Origin of the sequence: Fictibacillus nanhaiensis (assembly GCF_042686385.1) — a bacterium.
Lineage (GTDB): Bacteria > Bacillota > Bacilli > Bacillales > Fictibacillaceae > Fictibacillus > Fictibacillus nanhaiensis.
The window spans coordinates 1,802,887-1,822,428 of record NZ_JBHUPF010000006.1 but is presented as its reverse complement, the minus strand read 5'-3'; the positions used below and the strand labels follow the sequence as shown (position 1 = coordinate 1,822,428).

At 39.2% G+C, this 19,542-nt stretch carries 19 protein-coding genes and 1 pseudogene; 2 read left to right on the top strand and 18 right to left on the bottom strand.

The window, feature by feature from the left end:
* Positions 1-145: 145 nt before the first annotated feature.
* Positions 146-616 (bottom strand): SMI1/KNR4 family protein, encoded by a 471-nt coding sequence (locus ACFS5O_RS12980; RefSeq protein ID WP_205726508.1) that lies wholly within the window; start codon positions 614-616, stop codon positions 146-148.
* 424 nt (positions 617-1,040) lie between these two features.
* Between ACFS5O_RS12980 and ACFS5O_RS12975 the strand changes: the two genes are divergently transcribed.
* On the top strand, positions 1,041-1,544 hold the full coding sequence (locus tag ACFS5O_RS12975) for a staygreen family protein (protein ID WP_205726509.1): 504 nt from the start codon (positions 1,041-1,043) through the stop codon (positions 1,542-1,544).
* A gap of 206 nt (positions 1,545-1,750) precedes the next feature.
* Here ACFS5O_RS12975 and ACFS5O_RS12970 read toward each other — a convergent pair whose 3' ends face one another.
* Positions 1,751-2,461, bottom strand: a complete 711-nt coding sequence (locus ACFS5O_RS12970; protein WP_205726510.1) for an ABC transporter permease — start codon at positions 2,459-2,461, stop codon at positions 1,751-1,753.
* A 19-nt stretch (positions 2,462-2,480) separates the two neighbouring features.
* On the bottom strand, positions 2,481-3,365 hold the full coding sequence (locus ACFS5O_RS12965) for an ABC transporter ATP-binding protein (protein WP_205726511.1): 885 nt from the start codon (positions 3,363-3,365) through the stop codon (positions 2,481-2,483).
* Positions 3,366-3,524: 159 nt separating this feature from the next.
* Here ACFS5O_RS12965 and ACFS5O_RS12960 point away from each other — a divergent pair, with 159 nt between their 5' ends.
* Positions 3,525-3,830, top strand: coding sequence for a hypothetical protein (locus ACFS5O_RS12960; RefSeq protein ID WP_205726512.1), 306 nt, complete (start codon positions 3,525-3,527; stop codon positions 3,828-3,830).
* A 41-nt stretch (positions 3,831-3,871) separates the two neighbouring features.
* On the opposite strand, the gene ACFS5O_RS12955 is transcribed toward ACFS5O_RS12960, so the two are convergent.
* The 15 genes and pseudogenes from ACFS5O_RS12955 to ACFS5O_RS12885 all read right to left on the bottom strand — a co-directional run bounded on the left by ACFS5O_RS12955 (position 3,872) and on the right by ACFS5O_RS12885 (position 19,513).
* On the bottom strand, positions 3,872-4,249 hold the full coding sequence (locus tag ACFS5O_RS12955; protein ID WP_205726513.1) for a nuclear transport factor 2 family protein: 378 nt from the start codon (positions 4,247-4,249) through the stop codon (positions 3,872-3,874).
* Positions 4,250-4,875: 626 nt separating this feature from the next.
* Complete coding sequence (locus ACFS5O_RS12950; protein WP_205726514.1) at positions 4,876-5,496, bottom strand: YesL family protein; 621 nt, start codon at positions 5,494-5,496, stop codon at positions 4,876-4,878.
* Positions 5,497-5,523: 27 nt separating this feature from the next.
* Positions 5,524-7,752: a GH32 C-terminal domain-containing protein gene (locus tag ACFS5O_RS12945; RefSeq protein WP_205726515.1), complete on the bottom strand. Its 2,229-nt coding sequence runs from the start codon at positions 7,750-7,752 to the stop codon at positions 5,524-5,526.
* A gap of 1 nt (position 7,753) precedes the next feature.
* Positions 7,754-9,250, bottom strand: coding sequence for a glycoside hydrolase family 32 protein (locus tag ACFS5O_RS12940; RefSeq protein WP_318300226.1), 1,497 nt, complete (start codon positions 9,248-9,250; stop codon positions 7,754-7,756).
* Positions 9,247-10,233, bottom strand: a complete 987-nt coding sequence (locus ACFS5O_RS12935; protein WP_205726516.1) for a carbohydrate kinase family protein — start codon at positions 10,231-10,233, stop codon at positions 9,247-9,249. Before ACFS5O_RS12935 ends, ACFS5O_RS12940 begins: the two co-directional genes overlap by 4 nt.
* Positions 10,234-10,295: 62 nt before the next feature.
* Positions 10,296-11,882 (bottom strand): ABC transporter substrate-binding protein, encoded by a 1,587-nt coding sequence (locus tag ACFS5O_RS12930; RefSeq protein WP_205726517.1) that lies wholly within the window; start codon positions 11,880-11,882, stop codon positions 10,296-10,298.
* Positions 11,883-11,953: 71 nt separating this feature from the next.
* Positions 11,954-12,820 carry a carbohydrate ABC transporter permease gene (locus ACFS5O_RS12925; RefSeq protein ID WP_066400078.1) on the bottom strand — a complete coding sequence of 289 codons (867 nt, stop codon included), beginning with the start codon at positions 12,818-12,820 and terminating at the stop codon, positions 11,954-11,956.
* Between the two features lie 43 nt (positions 12,821-12,863).
* Entirely contained in the window at positions 12,864-13,817 is a 954-nt protein-coding gene (locus ACFS5O_RS12920) for an ABC transporter permease (RefSeq protein WP_205726518.1), read from the bottom strand.
* Between the two features lie 63 nt (positions 13,818-13,880).
* Positions 13,881-14,885: a LacI family DNA-binding transcriptional regulator gene (locus ACFS5O_RS12915; RefSeq protein WP_205726519.1), complete on the bottom strand. Its 1,005-nt coding sequence runs from the start codon at positions 14,883-14,885 to the stop codon at positions 13,881-13,883.
* 530 nt (positions 14,886-15,415) lie between these two features.
* Positions 15,416-15,706 (bottom strand): annotated as a pseudogene (locus tag ACFS5O_RS12910) (proline dehydrogenase family protein); the annotation flags it as partial.
* Positions 15,707-15,708: 2 nt separating this feature from the next.
* Entirely contained in the window at positions 15,709-16,338 is a 630-nt protein-coding gene (locus ACFS5O_RS12905; protein ID WP_205726520.1) for a type 1 glutamine amidotransferase family protein, read from the bottom strand.
* A 77-nt stretch (positions 16,339-16,415) separates the two neighbouring features.
* The gene (locus tag ACFS5O_RS12900; protein WP_205726521.1) at positions 16,416-17,378 is read right to left on the bottom strand and encodes a helix-turn-helix transcriptional regulator; all 963 of its coding nucleotides are present in this window, start codon (positions 17,376-17,378) and stop codon (positions 16,416-16,418) included.
* A gap of 125 nt (positions 17,379-17,503) precedes the next feature.
* Positions 17,504-18,070, bottom strand: a complete 567-nt coding sequence (locus ACFS5O_RS12895; RefSeq protein ID WP_205726522.1) for a GNAT family N-acetyltransferase — start codon at positions 18,068-18,070, stop codon at positions 17,504-17,506.
* Between the two features lie 69 nt (positions 18,071-18,139).
* Positions 18,140-18,301, bottom strand: a complete 162-nt coding sequence (locus ACFS5O_RS12890; protein ID WP_205726523.1) for a hypothetical protein — start codon at positions 18,299-18,301, stop codon at positions 18,140-18,142.
* An 18-nt stretch (positions 18,302-18,319) separates the two neighbouring features.
* Positions 18,320-19,513, bottom strand: a complete 1,194-nt coding sequence (locus tag ACFS5O_RS12885) for a M14 family zinc carboxypeptidase (RefSeq protein ID WP_205726524.1) — start codon at positions 19,511-19,513, stop codon at positions 18,320-18,322.
* Positions 19,514-19,542 lie beyond the last annotated feature (29 nt).

The window sequence follows — 19,542 nt, the reverse complement described above, 5'->3', positions numbered from 1 at the left end:
CCTCTTTCTTATGTACTTTTAATTGAAATTTTTTAGTTGTTTATTCGAATCTTCTTCAACAATTGCTACTTTATTTCAATAAAAAAGAGCATTTCTCCTTCTTGAAGAAATGCACCCGATTGCTGAATAATGATCCAGCTATTAATTATGATTTCTCCATTGACTCTTGCAATGTATTTAATAAAAATTCTCCAAAGCTTCCTGCTTCAACTTCAAAATTTTGTTCTTTAATCGGTAATCCACTAACAAAAGAAACAACCTCAGCATTATCATCATATTGATTCTGTACTTTGGAACAATCTAAACATAAATACACCCCATCATACCCTGTGAAGTAAAAGCAAATTAAATGATTTGGTAAGCCTTCCTCTCGTCTAAAGTGTTTTGTAATCCATGTCATACTTGGAACTCCATTTTCTTCAATTCCCAAACCGTAAATTTCTTCTCCAAAAATATCTCCAAGACCATACTTCTTCAAAAAAAGTCTATAACTCATCGGGAATTTTACATTTAATGCTGCTTCAGCAGAATCAATTATTTGTTCTTTAATTTCTCCAATAAAATCTGCATCATCTGAGTGATCCTCGATTATTTCAAACGCTTTATTTATTATCATTAATTTCTCTCCCTCTAAAGTTATGTGCTTTGTATTTCAGTTTTTATAACTAGACATTTTTTACACAAATAATAGTAAATGTTCATCTCACCGATTTGAAAATCGACAACTGAAATAAGCAATAAAGACCAAATGATAAATTGGGTCTTTTTTCGTTTTCAAATTGTTTAAGTTTCTTATTCAACAATCCTGCTCGTTTGTTCAATAAGTTCGATAATAAAGGCGTTAATCCTTCTTGGATCAACGCACCCGTTTGTTGATGATCTTATTCAACTCAAGCCCCGTTCCTACAATAAGACACAAGATTTTTACATACTTAACGGGCACCATCAGTCATTTAGTTATACACACACACATAATGTAATACATATAAATATTTGTTTTATACCGACTCAAGCAGATTCATCTTAAAAAGGGGGATTATATGTCCGCTTTTAATCCACAGAAATTATCCATAAAACTTATTCCACCTACTACTTTCATTCAACCTGTTGAAGGAAGGAAATATACTCTCACGCATTCAGATATTACAGCAGAATTATTTTTGGCTATAGGATATGTGTACAACTATAAATCAATTAACCCCGTAATGCGTGACGAAGTATTAGCAGAATGGAAAAAAGATTTACATGGACGTTTTAATTTAGTCGGAAAAGCGTATGTAGATGGTGGGGAGTTCAGTCAAAAAGTTGCAGAAATTCGTTTTAAGACTTTCAAAAAACAAATGACTCTTGCACTTAGTGGAATTGTCTATGGTGACCGTCCATTCTACACAAACTATCCCGCTCTCGTTGATGCACCCATTTTTATTCATTACTTATCCACTTACCCAGAATATAGGCAGGTCGCATTTTATGGTACACCTCGTCAATATCTGAACCCATCTATCCATTCTCCTGACCTTCCCAATCATCTAAATTCACCTTAGCCATGCTTTCTCATTTCCATTTAAAATTTCTGTGATCTGGCCTTTTGTTGAATATAAGATATAAAAAAATGTACTGCTAATTAACAGTATGTTTTTTTATACCCCTAGTTTTATTCCAAAGTTTGTTCAGTTAATTTTTAAAGTCTATCAAATGCCGTTCTGCACATCTATAAATGACTATTTATTTCCACAAAAAAGTTATCGATTTAAAGCGCCTTTCTTTTTTCCATAACAGCTATAAAAATTGTAATTACGATTAAACTGTAGATGAATATCCAGGCAAACTGTCCGTATACCTTAACGGGGAAGGAAATACTTTGATCGTCTACACTCATGATTTCCATGCTGTAACGAAGAGGTGGTAAAACCCAGTTTATAAGTTTTATTTTTAGAACCTCTACTTTCTCCACTGATATAACCAAGGAACCAATAAGAATACTAATTACACCCCACCACGAATTGACATTGTTCTTCACAAGCCCTCTCGTGAAAAAGGATGACAAGGCAATGGATAGTACGGCAAGACTAAAATGCGCTAAGAACCCCATTACAAGATGGATTGAATGTAATCCAGGTGTAAACGCATTAAAAACAACTGGATACGCTACAGCCACAATACACAGAACGAGAGCCGTTAAGGTGCAATTTAATATAAGGGAGATATAATACACTTTCTTATTTTTCGCATGCATAATGGTAATTTGTTTTTGTCCTTCGTCTTCTGCATGGAAAATTGTAATGGTGAACCACCCCATTATAAAAAAGAGCATAATCGACGTGTACGAATAACTGTCTAAGATAGGGTTCGGTACGTATGTATAATTGATCACCAGCATCATGATAAACACAGAAAACGGGGGAACGTACTTATATGTCCTAAAATATGTGGTAAAGTGATAGTGAACTAACCCTTTCATGGTTCTGTTCTCCTCCTCCTTAGAACTGATTGAGAAATTCTGTTTCTTTCTTATGTAGAGGTTCTAATAGCTTAATGGAGGCACCTCGGTCCAAAAACTCACTAACAATTTTGTTTGTATGTTCTTCACTAACATTCAATTCTATCATTTTCTTATGAAAACCCATCTCTTTCTCTTGCTTAATGATTACATTTTGTTGTTTTATAGAATCGATTGAAACAGTCTTTGTCAGTTCAAAGATCAATCTGTTCATAGACTTTTCTTGGGCTTGGTGATTTTCCGTTTGGATGATGTTGCATTGGTCGATTACAATAATTTGATCTACTACTCTTTGTAGTAGTTTGGTCTCATGACAGGTTAAAACAACACTAATGTTTCTTTCTTTTAAAGAGATTAGTAGTTCTTCCATTTCCGTTTGTGCTTCTAAGTCAAGGCCAGAAAGCGGTTCGTCCATAATTAACAAATCTGTTTCTTCCAGCATCGCCTGCATAATCGTAACCTTTTGTTTCATCCCTTTTGAAAAATGAACGATTCGATTGTTCCCATTATCTTTCATATGAAATATCTCCAACAACGTATGAATACGCTGTTGAAGCCATTTGTTTTGTAATCCCCGGATTGTCCCCATATGAGTAAGATACTCAATTGGTGTAAAAGGAATATACGTAGGAGTTACCTCAGGCACATAACCAAAACGAACAGGTTCCCCGTTTCTATACAGGATTTCACCACGATCTGCTTTAATTAGGCCTCCAATCAGTTTCAGTAAGGTGCTTTTTCCCGAACCATTTTTTCCAACGATAGCTGTAACTTGGTTGGTTGGAATAGAGAGAGAGACAGCATCCAAGACTAATTTGTCTCTGTAAGATTTAGTTACATTCTGTAAATCGACGATTGGGTTCAACTTTACACATCCTTAACCGTGTTAATTCATGATAAAGACTGATATTATAGAGCAAAAAAAATCTGATTCAACTGCATTTACATACCAGTTCAATACAGACAGAAATCAAACGATATTGGTATTATATAGGGTATATACTATATTTTAGGAGTAAGGCTTATGTATACAGTACTTTTTCTTATTTCAATCTTAATTTTAGGGTTTCTCATTTTCAAGCGAACAACGAGATACAAATGGGTAGTACTAAGCATCTTCCCGTTTTTTCCTTCTCTTACCTTTGTAGTAACAGAGATCAAGCAGAACGCTTTCTGGTTACGCTTCTTAGAGACGGGATTTTTTGTACTTTCCATCATTTCTCTTCCCGTTATTCTGTATATAATGTTAGGCTTCTTCTTTATCTACACCGTATGTTTTTTATGTCTGTACGGGCAATATATGGCTTTAAACAAAACAAAGGATCGTTGATTTACGCGACTGTACCAATAGTTAGATGGATCTAAGAGATACTACCTCTCTAGCTCGATGTACTCTCTTAACAATTTCCACTTGTCCTCTTCATTCCTCCAAACAAACATACACTGAGCGGTAAATGGTTTCCCGTTCATAGTGTTCGTCTCTTTACCGACAACGATTACTTCTCTTCCTTCGTTCCGCTCGGATAAAGTACAAACGTCAAACGTCTTTTCAGCATGGTCCATTTGTTTTAATACTAAGTTAAGATCATAGTCATAGAAGTAAGGATCCGGTTCAGTAACTCCTGAATGAGCCCAGTATCCTACAAAATCTTTAGACATGAAACGTCTGATGTGATCTCCTTCTTTACTTATGAACCCTTCGTTCCACGCTTGAAAATAATCACTAAGGACGTCACGTATGGCTTTCATTGCTCCTAACTCCTTTTATTTAAATTATCCTACACATTAGCGTTGGATGGATTCAGTACTTCCCACTCACTAAGATATATGTGGTTAGATATTTTCTTGGGGTTTTCTAGTTTACAGATAAATTCTAAAGAGTAATCTTCTGTCGGTTCAAATCCATATGCCGCCCTCGGCGTGTACCCTCTGTCAGTCAACCACGTCAGCGAACTCTTAAAGCTTTCAAGCGACACGTGAAATGCGATATGTCAGATAGAAGGATCGTAGTCAAGAATTACCTTATCCGTCTGCTATAATCCTAACCAACTCTCCTCTTGAACGATCCACAAAAACGCATTCTTATCTCAAAAATATGATCTAGTTGAATGCCAAGACCTCTGTAGAACTCGATCGACTTACATCACTCATCGGTAGATGTGCTTCATATAATGCTTTTATCATGTTAATACTCTCCAGTTGATTTCAAGATTCCTTTTGTGCTTCTCTAACAATTTTACCAAACCTTGGTATTTATAGTGTATCATTTATTTATGTGGCCTTTTAAACTATAAGACTGATCGATTTCCACGTATTAATCTATAGACTACATTTGATTTTATCCTTACAACACCAAACAACAAGAGGCAGCCTTCTTAGGCTGCCTCTAACTTATTTTCATTTCGATTAAAAACGGATATTGCACTCTTACTGAGGACATAAGCATATACGCTTACTCCAAAAAATGGGATAAGGATCGGTAGCGTTGAAAACACGTAATACAAAACCCCTCCCGCAAAAAGCATCATGAGCGTAGAGAAAGGGTATAAGATCCCTAACAGTACAGACGTTTTTATTCCACGAGCGAGAGGTATCTCGTAATGAGCCAATAGGCTGAAGAGATAAATAATCACCATACTACTGACCAGTAGCAAACCTAGCAAGAGCACGTATCCTATTAAAGAATAAGGAGAATTTAGTGACTGCACGAGTTTCCAATCGATATAAAAGAAATAAGCAAAGAATATAAAAATACATCCAAAAATGTTCGACCGTATAAAATCTTTTTTATAAAAGAACCAATAATCTTTTAACAACCCTGATTCTGACCTAGAGCGGAGAGTCTTTCTAATTACCGCAAACAGAGCCGCGGTCGAAGGAAACAAACCAAAAGCGATCAACCCTAAAGTGGTGAAGAGCAACCAAAGTCCGTTTAGAATCACTAGATTTCCTATAAGTTGTAACATAGAGGTTATGGATATTAATAATCTTTTCATCTTGACTCCCTTTATAGAGAATTCTATCTATTCATATGCTCCGTTCATGGACCATACCTTAAGAGACACTACGCTTGTTCTTCCCAAGACTCGAACTTCTAATCCGAGTGCATCTTCTTTAGTTGGATATGAGCGGGTGGTTAAACTTTTTCGTTCGTTCACATAAACCTCGATCATGGATTTATCTAAGAAGAGGTGCAGACTCAGAAGATCCTCTTGGATCTCAAGCTTTCCTTCTTGTATCCCTTTGGTTCTTGCCAAAGGGTTTAAGGTCGTCTTCTCCCGGTTCACTCCCAAGATGCTTCTAGATGTATTGTAGTACAAATAGGTCTCTTCTTCTCTGTCAGGTGACATTTTAACGGCTATGCCAGCTTCCTCGATCTCTTCTAATTTTAACACTAACTCTATCTCCAGTGAATCCGACTGAATCTTTGCAAGCCCTCTGTTAGCTTCAGTCAAATTTACATGTTCTAAATCTAAGAGTAGTTCGGAACGAAGGGATGATAACTCATCGATCGGTCTTACTCCAAGACCACCATCATGTCTTAAGAACAACTCTACGGGAAGCCCACCGTTATGTGCCCATCCGGCATTGTACTCTTCTTGAAGTGTACGTTGCCCTTGCGTGATCGTAAACACGATAGCTCTTCCTTTAGGATCAATAAAGCCACTCGGTCCTGTAAAGTGGAAGTCACCCACATCGATTAGTTGAGGATCTTCTTGATCAGGAACAAAGCGATGATGCTTCTTATCCCAGCTTCCGATCCAATAGAACACTTCCACATCCGCTCCCTCTCCAACAGGAGAGATCAAAAAAACATATTTTCTGTTGCCATCCACATCCTCACCGATCGGTAAGAACACAGGTAGTTCCCAGATGGGGCCGAGAAACGGAAATTTGTCATGGTCAGCTTTATAAAAAAGATTCTGATACTCCCAGTCTAGTAGATTAGAGGATGTGTATAGGGCAGCTGTTCCACCTCCGTCTTCATGAGAGGTTCCAACAAGCTGGTACCATAATTCATCTTCTTTCCATACAAATGGATCTCGAAAATCACCCATCTTCATGCCGAGACCTTCTGTTTGAACGGTTACAGGCTTTTTAACCTTTTTCCACTTTGTAAGAAGTATGTCGCCATCCTCTCTATACGTACTTCTCGCGAGCCCCGTCATCTGGTTAGGAAATACTGCATCGTTTCCAGCTGTAAAGAAGAGGGCTGGAATACCTTGCTCATCTAAACATGCACTTCCCGACCAGACACCGTCTGGATCAACTTCTCCCGCTTCTGGAGTAAGGGCAATCGGTAAGTCCCTCCAATGAACGAGATCATCACTCACAAGATGCCCCCAATGAATATAGTGCCAGTAAGGGCCTTTTGGATTATGTTGATAGAATATATGGTACTTACCTTGAAAGTATATTGGTGCATGTGGTTCGTTCATCCAGTGTCCGGGTGGGATCAGATGATACCTCGGCCTGTGACGGTCTCCTTCATACACTTCTCTTTGAAGCGCAAGATCACCGTAAGGAATCTCTGGAATCTCGTTTTTTATTACCTTGACTCTAGCATAATGGTTTAAGAGTTTGATAGAGGATAAAGCGGTATCATAGATCTTTATCTCATCTAACAACCCGTTGTACATATTTAAAGAGAAGACATCCTCGATCATAAATGGCTCGTTATGCATTCCGATCACTAATTGTTTTTGACTTACGATCACATTAGACCCTTTTACGCTTCTTGTTGCAATCTGTTGTCCGTTTAAATACAAACTCATACAGTGATGTTGTGCACTATAAACGGCTGCAATGTGTGACCATTTATGTAGGGGAAGAGGATGGCCTTCGTCCCAGACCTCAAGCCACTCCTCCCCCGTACCTACTTGAAACGACCACGAACCATGTCGGTACAGACCTAAGAGAAACCCTGTCTTCTCTTCTCTATCGTGTTGATTGATGATTGCTGAAAGCTTGTTGTCTGCGCCATATTCAAACGAACGAGGAGCGATCCATGCTTCGATCGTCATCTCTGATAACGTATTTTGAGCAAGACCTTCACAAGTAACCGATGTCGAATAACCATCAAAGAGTAGACAGTTCCCTTTGATGCCTTGTCTCCAAAGAGGATCACTGGGTGGTTTATCCGTGGCATCGTTGAACACATAGTTGATATCATGCCATTGTTCGTTAATCTGTTCTTTCGTCGCCTTTCCCATACCTTCATCAAATGCCCAATGAGCGATTAACTGAGACATTTCAACTTTCTCCTTTCGTCCATATGGAATGATAGTTGAATACATCCAGTGAATGAAGGTCTACGACACCCTGATCTAAAAAGAGTTCTATTCCATCACTTTCCTCTTTCGGAAAGATCAAAGAAGTTAACACTTGTTTTCCTTCGTTCACAAACACTTCCACAGAAGACTTATCCACGAAGATGTGTAGAGATACATGCTCTTTCTCCAAAACAGCCATTTCTTGAACACATGAAAAAGCGTCATGAAATCCCAAGTCTCCAGATTTTCTTCTGTCTACGTATAAAACAGAACGTTGAGAATTAAAACCAATGATCGTTTCTTCTTCATTTGATTGATGCACTTTAAGTCCAAAGACAGCTGCTTCTTTGATCGTAAACGAAGCTTTAAGTTCAAAGGTTTTACTCTTGATATCTTTTAAAAGGTTCTCATCCGGTACAAGCGTTATCGTTCGCTTGATAGAAGTTACCGGCTCCCTAAGAACAGATACTTCATGCACTGGTTTCTGGACAAGTCGGGTTCCCTCACTTGTCGATGTTAATGATAAAGACCTTGGTAAAGTCATCGCACTTCTCCATGTACTTGTTGGTACATGGTTTGCGTACTTCCAATTGCTCATCCAACCGATAAACAAACGACGACCATCTTCTTTCGGTACGTCACTCCATGTCACACCCGCATAGTTGTCTCTTCCGAAATCTAACCATAGCACCACATCCGGATCGTTATCGTTCATGAATGTCTTACCATTAAAATCACCTACAAAATATTGGGTTCGTGAGCCCTCATGGTATGCTGGATCATCTCCGATACTGACGATCAGTACCCATCTGTGAACACCATCAATGGGTAAGGAAAACAAATCTGGGCATTCCCACACGCCTTGATGCGAACCTTCCGTTTTTCCGAACGCGCTCTCAAAGTCCCATGATTTCATATCATTTGATGAATAGAAGCGAACGTGGTTCCCAGCAGCTAGCACCATGATCCATTTCCTTTCTTCCTCGTACCAAATGACTTTAGGGTCTCGAAAATCAGCGATGGCTGGCTCTTCAAGAACGGGATTTCCTTCATATTTCGTCCACGTTCTTCCTTTGTCTTTACTATAAGCTAGGCTTTGGACCTGTCGTGGTTTTCGAGTAACAGGATGTTCGCCAGCATGCGTGAATATGGCAACCAATCCCTCTCCCCCATTAAAGAATCCTGTCGAATCGCAAGGATCTACGACAACGCTACCTGAAAAGATAAATCCGATCTCATCAGGAAAAAGAGCGATGGGGAGATGTTCCCAGTGAATCATATCGGAACTTACCGCGTGACCCCAGTGCATCGGACCCCAAACGGTACTCTCTGGGTGATATTGATAGAACAAGTGATATTCACCTTGAAAATACACCATTCCGTTCGGATCATTCATCCAATTCTTCATCGGTGTAAAGTGATATTGCGGACGATACTTTTCGTTAAAAAAGTTCGTCGGACTCATCTTCATACTCATGTTTTATCCTCCATGTGTGTTCGGTGTTGGCGTAAAAAAAGATCGATCTCATCTATAGTCGGAATCGAGGGGATCGCTCCTTTTTTTAAAGTAGTTAAAGCCCCTACAGCATTCGCTGTTTGAAGTATTTGTACAATGTCAGTTTCTTGTAACTCAAGAAGTTTTGCGCGTCCCAAAAGTTGGTGTAGGACACTTCCCCAAAAAACATCACCAGCTCCTGTCGAATCAAGAGCTATTACTTTGTATCCTGGAATGAACCCCACTTTCCCGTTACATATATAGGAAGAACCCTCAGCACCTAACGTAACGATAAGTAAGGAAATTGAATACGTTTCTGAAAGTAATGTCATTGCTTTTTCTAGCATATCCTCCCCTGTAAGAAAATGAAGTTCCTCTTCTGACACCTTCACGAGGTCGGCTACCGAGAGTCCTCTTATAATCTGTTCCTTCATCTCATCATGATCTTCCCATAGTAGTTCACGAACGTTAGGATCGAACGATATGATTTTCGAGTTTTCTATCGCCCGTTCTACCGCATGCCATGTCGCTTCTCGAGATGGTTCACCGGTTAAAGACACAGAACCGAAGTGAAATATCTTACAACGCTGAATACCCGTTTTCTCTATATTGTCTTTATGCAACATAAGGTCTGCCCCAGGTTTACGATAGAAACGAAACGACCGGTTGCCATTATCATCTAGATTTACAAATGCTAGAGTGGTAGGGATTTTTGTGTCTTTTGTGATTAAGCTGCAATCGACATGATGCTCTTTTAGTGTAGAGATTAAGTCCTCTCCAAAGAAATCTTCCCCAACCCTTGCAATCATGGAAGTAGCTCTTCCCCATTTTCCCAGTGCCGCCACAACGTTTGCAGGCGCCCCACCTGGGTTTTGTTCAAAGGTTGGTCTATTGTTGAGTGAAGGCCCAGCTGGAGTAAAGTCGATCAAGAGCTCTCCAATTGCCACTACATCTATCTCTTTCATGTTCATCACCACGATTTTAAAAAGCCGGAAAACAAATATGTGTTCCGGCCTTCCTAGATTTTTTATTTATTAAATCGATCTAGTCCGTCTTGATAGATTTTCATCATATCTTCGACTCCCATTTCTTCTAAAGCTTTAACGTAGGCTTTCCAATCTTTATCACTAAACCCTTCAACGATAAACTTCGCACGAGTCTGATTCACAAGTTCTTTGACATCCGTTTCTATCGTGTTGACCTTATCTAACTCTTCAGGTTTGAAGAAGATTGTTGGATACTTTTCTTTTTCCATGAAAGGACGATAGATGTTATCTAGATCCTTAATTCGTTGCTTAGCACGTGGTTCCATCTCAACAATCGTACCAAAATCTTCTTTTAAAATAACACCTGCGCCATTTGGTGCTACTTTTTGACGATATTCTCCCATCGCTACACCCTCAGGCAGTTCTTTGTTCACAAGTTTTCCGTTCTCGTCTTCTTCATAGACGATTCCGATCGGACCCCAATGAATCTGTGCAGCCATCTTTGGTTCATACTGCTCATCAATCCAGCGCATCGTAATCTCAGGGTTCTTGTTAGCATTCGTAATAACAAACGCGTTTCTAGCAAACTCTGAACCATTCGATCGACCGACTAACTTCTCTCCCGTTGGTCCTTCTAGAGGAGGCATTAGAACGTAATCACCTGCTCGCTCAGGTCCCACTACTTCTTCGGTTTCCCACCAGATGTAAGATCCGAGTGTTTCATCCTTTGTTTTACCTTTTGCTAAATACTGAGCAGCATCTTGGGTAAAAGATTCAGGATCGATCAATCCTTCTTTATACCATTGATGGAAGTATTGAAGAGCTTCTTTGTATTCTTGTTTGTCTGCTGTAAAGATCACTTTTCCATCTCGTACGATACGATGATCGAGGTTATCCGGTTGACCAAAAGCAGCGAAGAAATCACCAATATCCGCACACCACCAGAGATGCATAAAACTCAATGGAATCTCATCTTTTTTTCCGTTTCCGTTTGGATCTTGTGTTTTAAACGCACGAAGTACTTCTGTATATTCATCAAGTGTTGTAGGCATTTGAAGTCCTAAGTTATCTAACCATTTTTTATTGATTGACGGAAAGAACGGTGTATCGCCGATTCCCATCTCTTCTGCAGTAGGTAGTGAATAGATGTGACCATCAGGAGCTGTAATCCCTCTTTCTATCTCAGGTCGTTTCTTAAAGACTTCTTTTAAGTTTGGTGCATATTCATCAATTAGGTCTTCAAGCGGAATGAGTGTACCGTTCTGTCCGTAAGTCACAAGGTCATAGTCGGTAAATTGAGCGCCGTAAAAAGCATCTGGTAGATCACCACTCGCTAATAATAGATTCTTCTTTTCCTGATAATCGGTATCAGGTATGTTCTTCCACTTGATTGCTACGTTCGTCGATTTTTCCAGCCTTTTAAAGATTTCCATCTCAGAATAATCTGGTGCGAGTGGTGCTTTTGGTGCTACAATATTAAGTGAAACTTTTTCTTTCACGATTGGCAGGCCTGTTTTCTCAAAAGTCGCTTTATCCTTTGGCTCGGATTCTTCTTTTGAGTTACAGCCTGCTAATACAAGACTAGCACTTAAGAAAACCGTTGTTCCTACTGAAAATACCTTCTTCATGTTATCCCCCCTAATGTTTTTGCTGGCACTAATGAACCCGTTTAAGTCCTGATCACCTCCTAAAGAATGATTTAACCTTTTATAGATCCAATCATGACACCTTTCACAAAATAACGTTGCAAGAAAGGATAGAGAATCAATAATGGGAATGTTGAAACGATGATCATGCCATACTTGATGAGTTCAGCTACTCGCTGCTTGGCTGCATATGATTCTACATCCATCATCATCGCCGCAGAGTTTGATACTTGGTTCTCTACTAAAATATTTCTTAAGATTAGTTGTAGCGGATACTTCGATTCATCATTTAAATAGATCAGGGCATCAAAGAATCCATTCCAATGTCCAACTACATGAAACAGCACCATGACAGCGATGATCGGTTTGGATAGAGGTAAGACAATCTTAAAGAAAAATCGTGTGTTGGAACATCCATCTATAAACGCTGCTTCCCTAAGCTCCCCTGGAATGGAAGTTTCAAAGAATGTCTTTGCGATGATAATATTCCACACACCAACGGCGTTTGGAATCACCATTGCCCAGATGGTATCGACCATCCCAAGGTCTTTAACTAGCAGATAGGTTGGAATGAGCCCTCCGCTAAAGAACATCGTAAAAACGAACACGAGCATGATGAGATTCCTTCCGTAAAAATCAGGTCTTGATAGTGGATAAGCTGCGGTTAGCGTTAACATGATTGATATCGCTGTCCCGACCGCTGCATATAGTATCGTGTTACCATACCCGACCCAGATCAACGTATCGCTGAAGATCCGTTCATATCCTTCAAGCGTAATATCCTTCGGCCAAAGCCAAACTTCCCCTGCAAAAACAGCGTTCGGATCACTGATGGAACTGATCGAAATAAAGTACAGCGGATATAATACCATCAAGGCATATAAAGTCATCAACCCGTAGTTCACCACGTCAAACGTCATATCCCCTTTGGTTCTTCTGAATGCTCTCAATGATCTCCTCTCCTTACCATAAGCTGTTACCCCCAAGCTTTCTCACGATTCTGTTTACCAGTAAGAGCATAATTAAATTGATAACAGAGTTAAAAAGTCCGATGGCGGCTGCAAAACTATATTGAGCACGTTGAAGACCAATCTCATACACATAAGTTGGAATGATGGCTGAGGCAGATTTATTCAAATCTGTCTGCATCAAATATGCTTTTTCAAATCCAATGTTCATGATGTTTCCAATCGCAAGAATTAACAGGATCACAATTGTCGGTCGTATGCCTGGGATATCAACATGCCAAATTCGCTGCCACTTATTCGCCCCATCCATAATTGCGGCTTCATGGAGTGCTGGTGAAACACCCGCTAGAGCTGCTAGATAGATAATGGTCGCCCATCCTGTCTCTTGCCAAAGTCCGGATATCACATAAAGTGGTTTGAACCATTCTGGTCTCGCCATGAATAATATAGGTTCTCCACCGAACAAGACGATCAGATGGTTCACGATTCCACTTGTGGGAGATAAGAACACGAACAGAATTCCGACTAAAACAACAGTTGAGATAAAGTGCGGTGCATAGATGACCGTTTGAACAAACTTCTTGTAGCGTTCACTCGTCAGTTGATTTAACAAAAGAGCGACGATGATCGGAACCGGAAACGTAAAGATGAAAGCCCAAAGACTTAAGCTGAGCGTATTCTTAATGAGCGTCCAGAACTGATAAGATTCGAAGAACCTCGTAAAATGCTGGAAGCCAATCCAAGGGCTTCCCCAAATTCCTTCTGTAGGTATGTACTGTTTGAATGCCAGCTGGATACCATACATCGGAACATACTTAAACACGATGAACCATAACAAGCACGGAAGAACAAACAGATACAACTCCCAATTGCGCATGATTTTTTTCCGTCTTGTTGTCTTTCTTGGAACAACAACGACTTGTTTTTCTTTGTTTAATAACAATTCCATTTCATCACCTCCACGTAATCGATTACGTAATAATGAAGCGCTTACAAATGCGCTTTTAAAATATCAACAGCTATCCCGTTGTATGATTTCAGTTTGTAGCCTCATCTCAATAAAATCAGCTTCCGGGTTTTCAATCCTTCTGAGTATGGCCTCTGCGGCTTTGACTCCTAGTTCAAATGAGGGTTGTTTGATCATTGTGAGCGAGGGTGTGGTGATTTTTGCCCACTCGTAATCGTCAAATCCGATAACCGCTACATCGTTCGGGATCACTTTTTTGTGGTCTTGAAGACACTTTACTACTCCCATCGTCATCACGTTATTGGCAGTAAGTACAGCAGAAATCTCTGATGAAGATAATAACTCTTTTGTCAGGTTGTATCCGTTCTCAAGTGTAGGGACAGCCTCTTTGATCAATGTGTCGTCTAACTTCATTCCCTCTTCTAATAGAGCCTGCTTATACCCTTCTAACCGCTCATCACTCGTTGAGATCCCGAGTGGTCCTGTAATGAATGCGATTTTTTTATGACCTTTTGATAACAAGAGTTTGATGGCTTCATATGTGCCCTTTTTCCCATCACTTAAAATAAAGTCTCCCTTATCGTAGCCTTCTGGTTTACGATCGATAAAGACGACAGGATAATCTCCGTTCAACTCTTGATGTAGAAACTCATGACTCTGAGAAGTAGGTGCCATGATAAGACCGTCAATAAACTGATCGTTGAACATCGTGATCTGTTCTCTCTCCATGTTCAGTTCTTCATTCGTGTTACTCACGATCAGTTGGTACCCGTACCTCTTTAGTACGCTTCCAATTCCATGAGCAATGGACATGAAGAAAAAGTTGGATGTATCGTCGGATTGAACCGGAATGATAAGTCCGATGATGTTCGATTTACGACTTCTTAAGTTTCTCGCGACTGGGTTCGGACGGTAATTGAGTTCCTTCATAGCTTGAAATACTTTTTGTTTCGTCTCTTCAGCAACATACCGCGTTTCATTGATCACGTGGGACACGGTGGCTGTGGAAACATTCGCTTTTAAAGCAACTTCTTTCATGTTCACTGCCATTCCTATTACTCCTCAAAAAAACTGACGTAATCGATTACGTAATCGATTACTTATAGAATAGTTCACCTTCCATTATTTAGTCAACACATTTATTTTTAAATTTTCAGTTTTTTAATAGGATAAAACAATAAATAAAACTTGAATCAATCACTCAAGTTTTAACACTTATTTATTCTCTAAGGTTTAAAATCTTCTTCATCCTCAATTAAAGATAGAGGTTTGAGTTCCGGTCGTATACATCTTTTAGGTCCAGTAGTGCTTTGAATGGCTTCTATTCCTTGGGCTCCAATAAGACCTACTATCGAATGATGATTCATTGTGAATTCCATCTCTATAAGGAAGTAAAACGCAAACTTGTTGTTCTATTCTTTACTTTTATCGAATGTGGGGATAAATCCCATTATCTCAAACCGTTTAAGGCAAAATAAAAGGAATGATCTCAGTCTAATACCAAGATCATTCCTCTAGCGCGATCTGAATTTTTATGATCTAACTTTTTGTATGATTATCTCGTAATACTGTGTTTTTTTCTAATAAGATGAATGATTGTTTCCTGGAAATTCGATAACGTCAGTAATTGCTGTATAAATATTTGGTGGATACTCTGCGATACGGTGTGCTAAATATAGATACCACTCTGTACCATAAGTTATATAAACTCTTGCTCTGTGTCCTTCGTTTTTAACTCTTTTAATCAGATCAGGTCTAACTCCATCTAGCATTTCAACTTCGACTGTTGAGTGGTTAAGATAATCTCGTTCAACGATTCTTTGTAACAATTCTTCATCATGAGTCGCAATAGAGACAGGATGTTCAAACTCATCTATTCCAAAGAGCTCATTAACTGAAAGAAGTATTCAGGCTCTTGAGTCTTATTGAGCTTATACCATGAATGTAAGGTATCCGGTGCAAATACATCTAATCTTTTAATCACTTCTCTCGCAAATTCGAGAGGAGCAAAGCCTGATGCCGTAACCAAATTCTCATCAGTTACCGCAGGTCCCACCTCATATAATTGTTCTCCTTCATAATTTGAACAGACCATTTTCAAGTAGTCTAAGTTATTACTCGTATGTTTTCTCGTATCGAGGTACCCCATATTCGCAAGTGCTATTGTTGCACCACAAATCGCCGCAACAATCGTACCCTGCTGTATAGCGTCGCCTGTTTTTTTCAAGATGGGTTGATGAACAACTTCTCCCCATGTATTTCCTCCAGGTAAAATTAAAAGATCCGTACTCGTTAAGCTGAACTCCTCTATTGATATATCTGGCTGAATACTTAGTCCACCCATTGTAGTAACCATTGCTTTATCAGCTCCCACAGTTACTACTTTTAAAGGTGCTATATCTTTTTTAAAGTACCTCCCTGTATGTAGCTCAGCAATCAAATAACCATACTCCCAGTCTGACATTGTATTAAATACATATAGATACACTCTTCTTGTTTCCATCCCAATAACACTCCTCATCACATGTAATATAGACAATTATAAAATAACTTCCCTGACAGTTAACGTCAGGGAAGTTATCATATTTGATGAAAGTTTATTAGATCTGACAGAACCTCAATAATCCTTTTCTTAAGACTTATAGGCTCAATCACTTGAATAGATGTACCGTATGGTAAAAGTATGTGAGGAACATATGTATGTAAGATATCTTTTTCCAGAAGAAATGTTGCTTGATTTGATGATTGACTCTGTAAATAATGTCCTAGAAACCAATGTTGGCAGATATCTCCCAAAGCTGTTGTACTCCCATTAATAACTAAAGTGGTGCTCTTATCTTTATCTTCAAGAGTTGGCAGTAGGTTTTTCATAAAAAAGTCAGAAGCTGAAAAATCATCTGGCCGAATAAACGTGTCTTCGGTTTGAATTATCCTTTCGATTCGATCTATTCTAAAACTACGGACTTGCTTCCTAAGGTGACAAAAGCCAATCACATACCATTTCCTATTCCAATAGATGATTCTGTACGGATCGATCAATCTATAACTTGATTGGTTCTCTTTACTATTTTGGTAGGTAATCTTTACGGAGTACTCATCAGCTACGGCCGTCTCCATCTCCTTTAAAGTAGATTCTGCAGAGAACGAACTTAAATGACTGATTACTTCTAGACTTGATAAATGTTGGTTTCTTTTTGTTTCCTGCTCTGGATTTGAGTATCTACCTAGTTTGGATAACGCCCTATTTAGTGTTTCACCTCCATAATAGCCTGCTTCACTTGCAAAAACAGCTGCGTGAAACAGTGACGTTTGCTCTTCAATATCAAAGAAAAGAGGAGCCTCTATAAAATGGTTCAATAGAGAGTATCCACCGTTATGTCCAGCATCTGATATGATAGGTACACCACTTGTTGAAAGGGTATCAATGTATCGATACACCGTTCTTATATTTAGCTCTAACTTCTCTGAGATTTGTTTGGCAGTAACTTTTTCACCTGACCGAAGCATCCATAAAACGGCTAGCATGTTGTCGATTTTAGGCATAAAAAAACTCCACTTCTATTTAGCTGATTTTCAATATATCCAATTCCTAGTATAGCTCATCACAAAAGGAAATAAAAAAGTGCAGATCTCCTTTATGAAGAAATGCACCTGCTTGCTAAGCAATGTTAACTTATTCTAGAATATATACAAGTATCAGTCAGCTTGCTGCCGTCTGCGGATAGATCATCATTCCTTAAAGTACCCTCAAATGTAAATCCAAGTTTTTCAGGTATAAAGCGACTTTTTAGGTTTTTTGATTCACATCTTATTTCCATTCGCTTCAATGCAAGGTGATTTAATCCAAAGTCGACTAACTCCTTTACGGCTTCCATCATATATCCATTACCGCTAAACTTTGTATTCACCCAGTATCCTATTTCACATTTTGGAATGTTCCAGTCAATCCCGTGAAGGCTCGCTGTTCCAATAAAGTCCTTGCTTCCATCTTTTTTAAAGATAAGGAAACGGAAACTTTCTCTTTTTAAAAAATTGATGTGAGCATTTTTTAATAAAATATGTGTTTCTTCAAGAGTAGGAATTTCTTGAAAAAGTGATAGCCACGCTTTTAACTCATTAAACGAATCTTTGATGGCTTTAAACACAATTTCTTCATCCCCAGATTGAAGAGGTGCTCGAAGAATTAACCTTTCCGTATTCATTTGCAAAGGAATATCTAATAACAATGGATTCATAGGATTCTCTCTCCTTGATCAAGCTAGATTAATAAATGAACAGCAGGTAGAGTAGCCACAATAGCTCCATTAATGTTTAATATTTTGTTCAGCAACTCTTCTACATTTATTCAATAGCTTCGTTAAAAAGCGCGTTAATCCTTCTTGGATCAACGCACCCATTTGTGGAATATATACTTTAAACGTCGTGGATTGACGATACAGCTCAATGAATAAAGGGAACTTCTTCAAGGAAGTTCCCCTTATTTCTTACTGTCTTCCTTTTGTTAATGGAATAGATTCATATTTTTCAGGATCGATGGTATAAACAGAACCATCAGTAACGCCATCAATGACTCCGTATAGTCCGCGTTCGACGGCTTTAACAAGCTGGCCTTTTTTCTTTTGACCAAACGATTGTGTTTGACCTCGAACTTCAAAGAGCACCGTTCCACTGCCGTTCAGTGCGAAGGATCCAAGTGCTGTCCCAGGCAAGTTCTGATTCTGTGGATACAATGAGATGTTTCCGAATGGGGAATTACCTTGCTGCTGCATCGCATTATACACTGCAACGTTCAGCTGTCTGGAGTAATCATAGTCATATTTATCAGCATATTGCGCATAGGCTGCACCATCAGTCGTTTTTGGATTAGGTACGAACTGCGCGGAGATGGAGAACGTTACAAGATCATCCGTACCATCCACCTCGTAGTAAGGTGCTTGGTGATGGAGGTCAATGAACGCTTCGACCTTTCCAAATTCCTTTACAAGTTGTTTATACACATCACGTACCGTTTGTGATTCTGGCGTGATGTACCATCCTGCAGTAGAGGATTTACCAGGGAAATCAGATGCTTTGGGTACATAGCTAAGATCTGGGTTAAAGTCACGGTTCACATCAAATCCTGGTTTAGACGCATAATCGTATGTTTCATTTTTGTATGTATAATAGTTCCACGATGGTTTTGCGGTTGTTAATTGCGGGAATTTGCTCACAACTTCGTTCCAGTTCATGTCGTTTCCGCGGCGATCCAATTCAGATGCATCTGGGTTTATCATCGGAAGGGCAACGAGGGTAATCTCACTGCGGATTTTCTCTGCATCAGGAGAATTAGATCCTAAGAACTGAAGGATATTTATAATGGCATTGGTACCTGTTTTCTCATTCCCATGGATTTCACTTTGAATCATTACCACTTTTTTACCTGTACCAACTGTCGCTTTGTAGATTTCGCGGTTACGGTTAGAGTGTCCGACTGTTTCAACCTTTACTTTTCCTTGAGAGCTTGTTGAGATTTGCTGCAGCTTGTGGGTAAGTTCTGCATGATTGATGAATCCTTCTACAGAGAACGTTTGTTGATCAGGTGTTCCGGGAGAAGTGTTTGCCGAGGCAAAAGTAGGTGCTGTAAGGCTTGCAGATAGGACCAATGCGCCGAGTGTGTATACCATTCTTCGTTTGAACATGTGGATTCTGTCACTCCCTTAATTTGTTG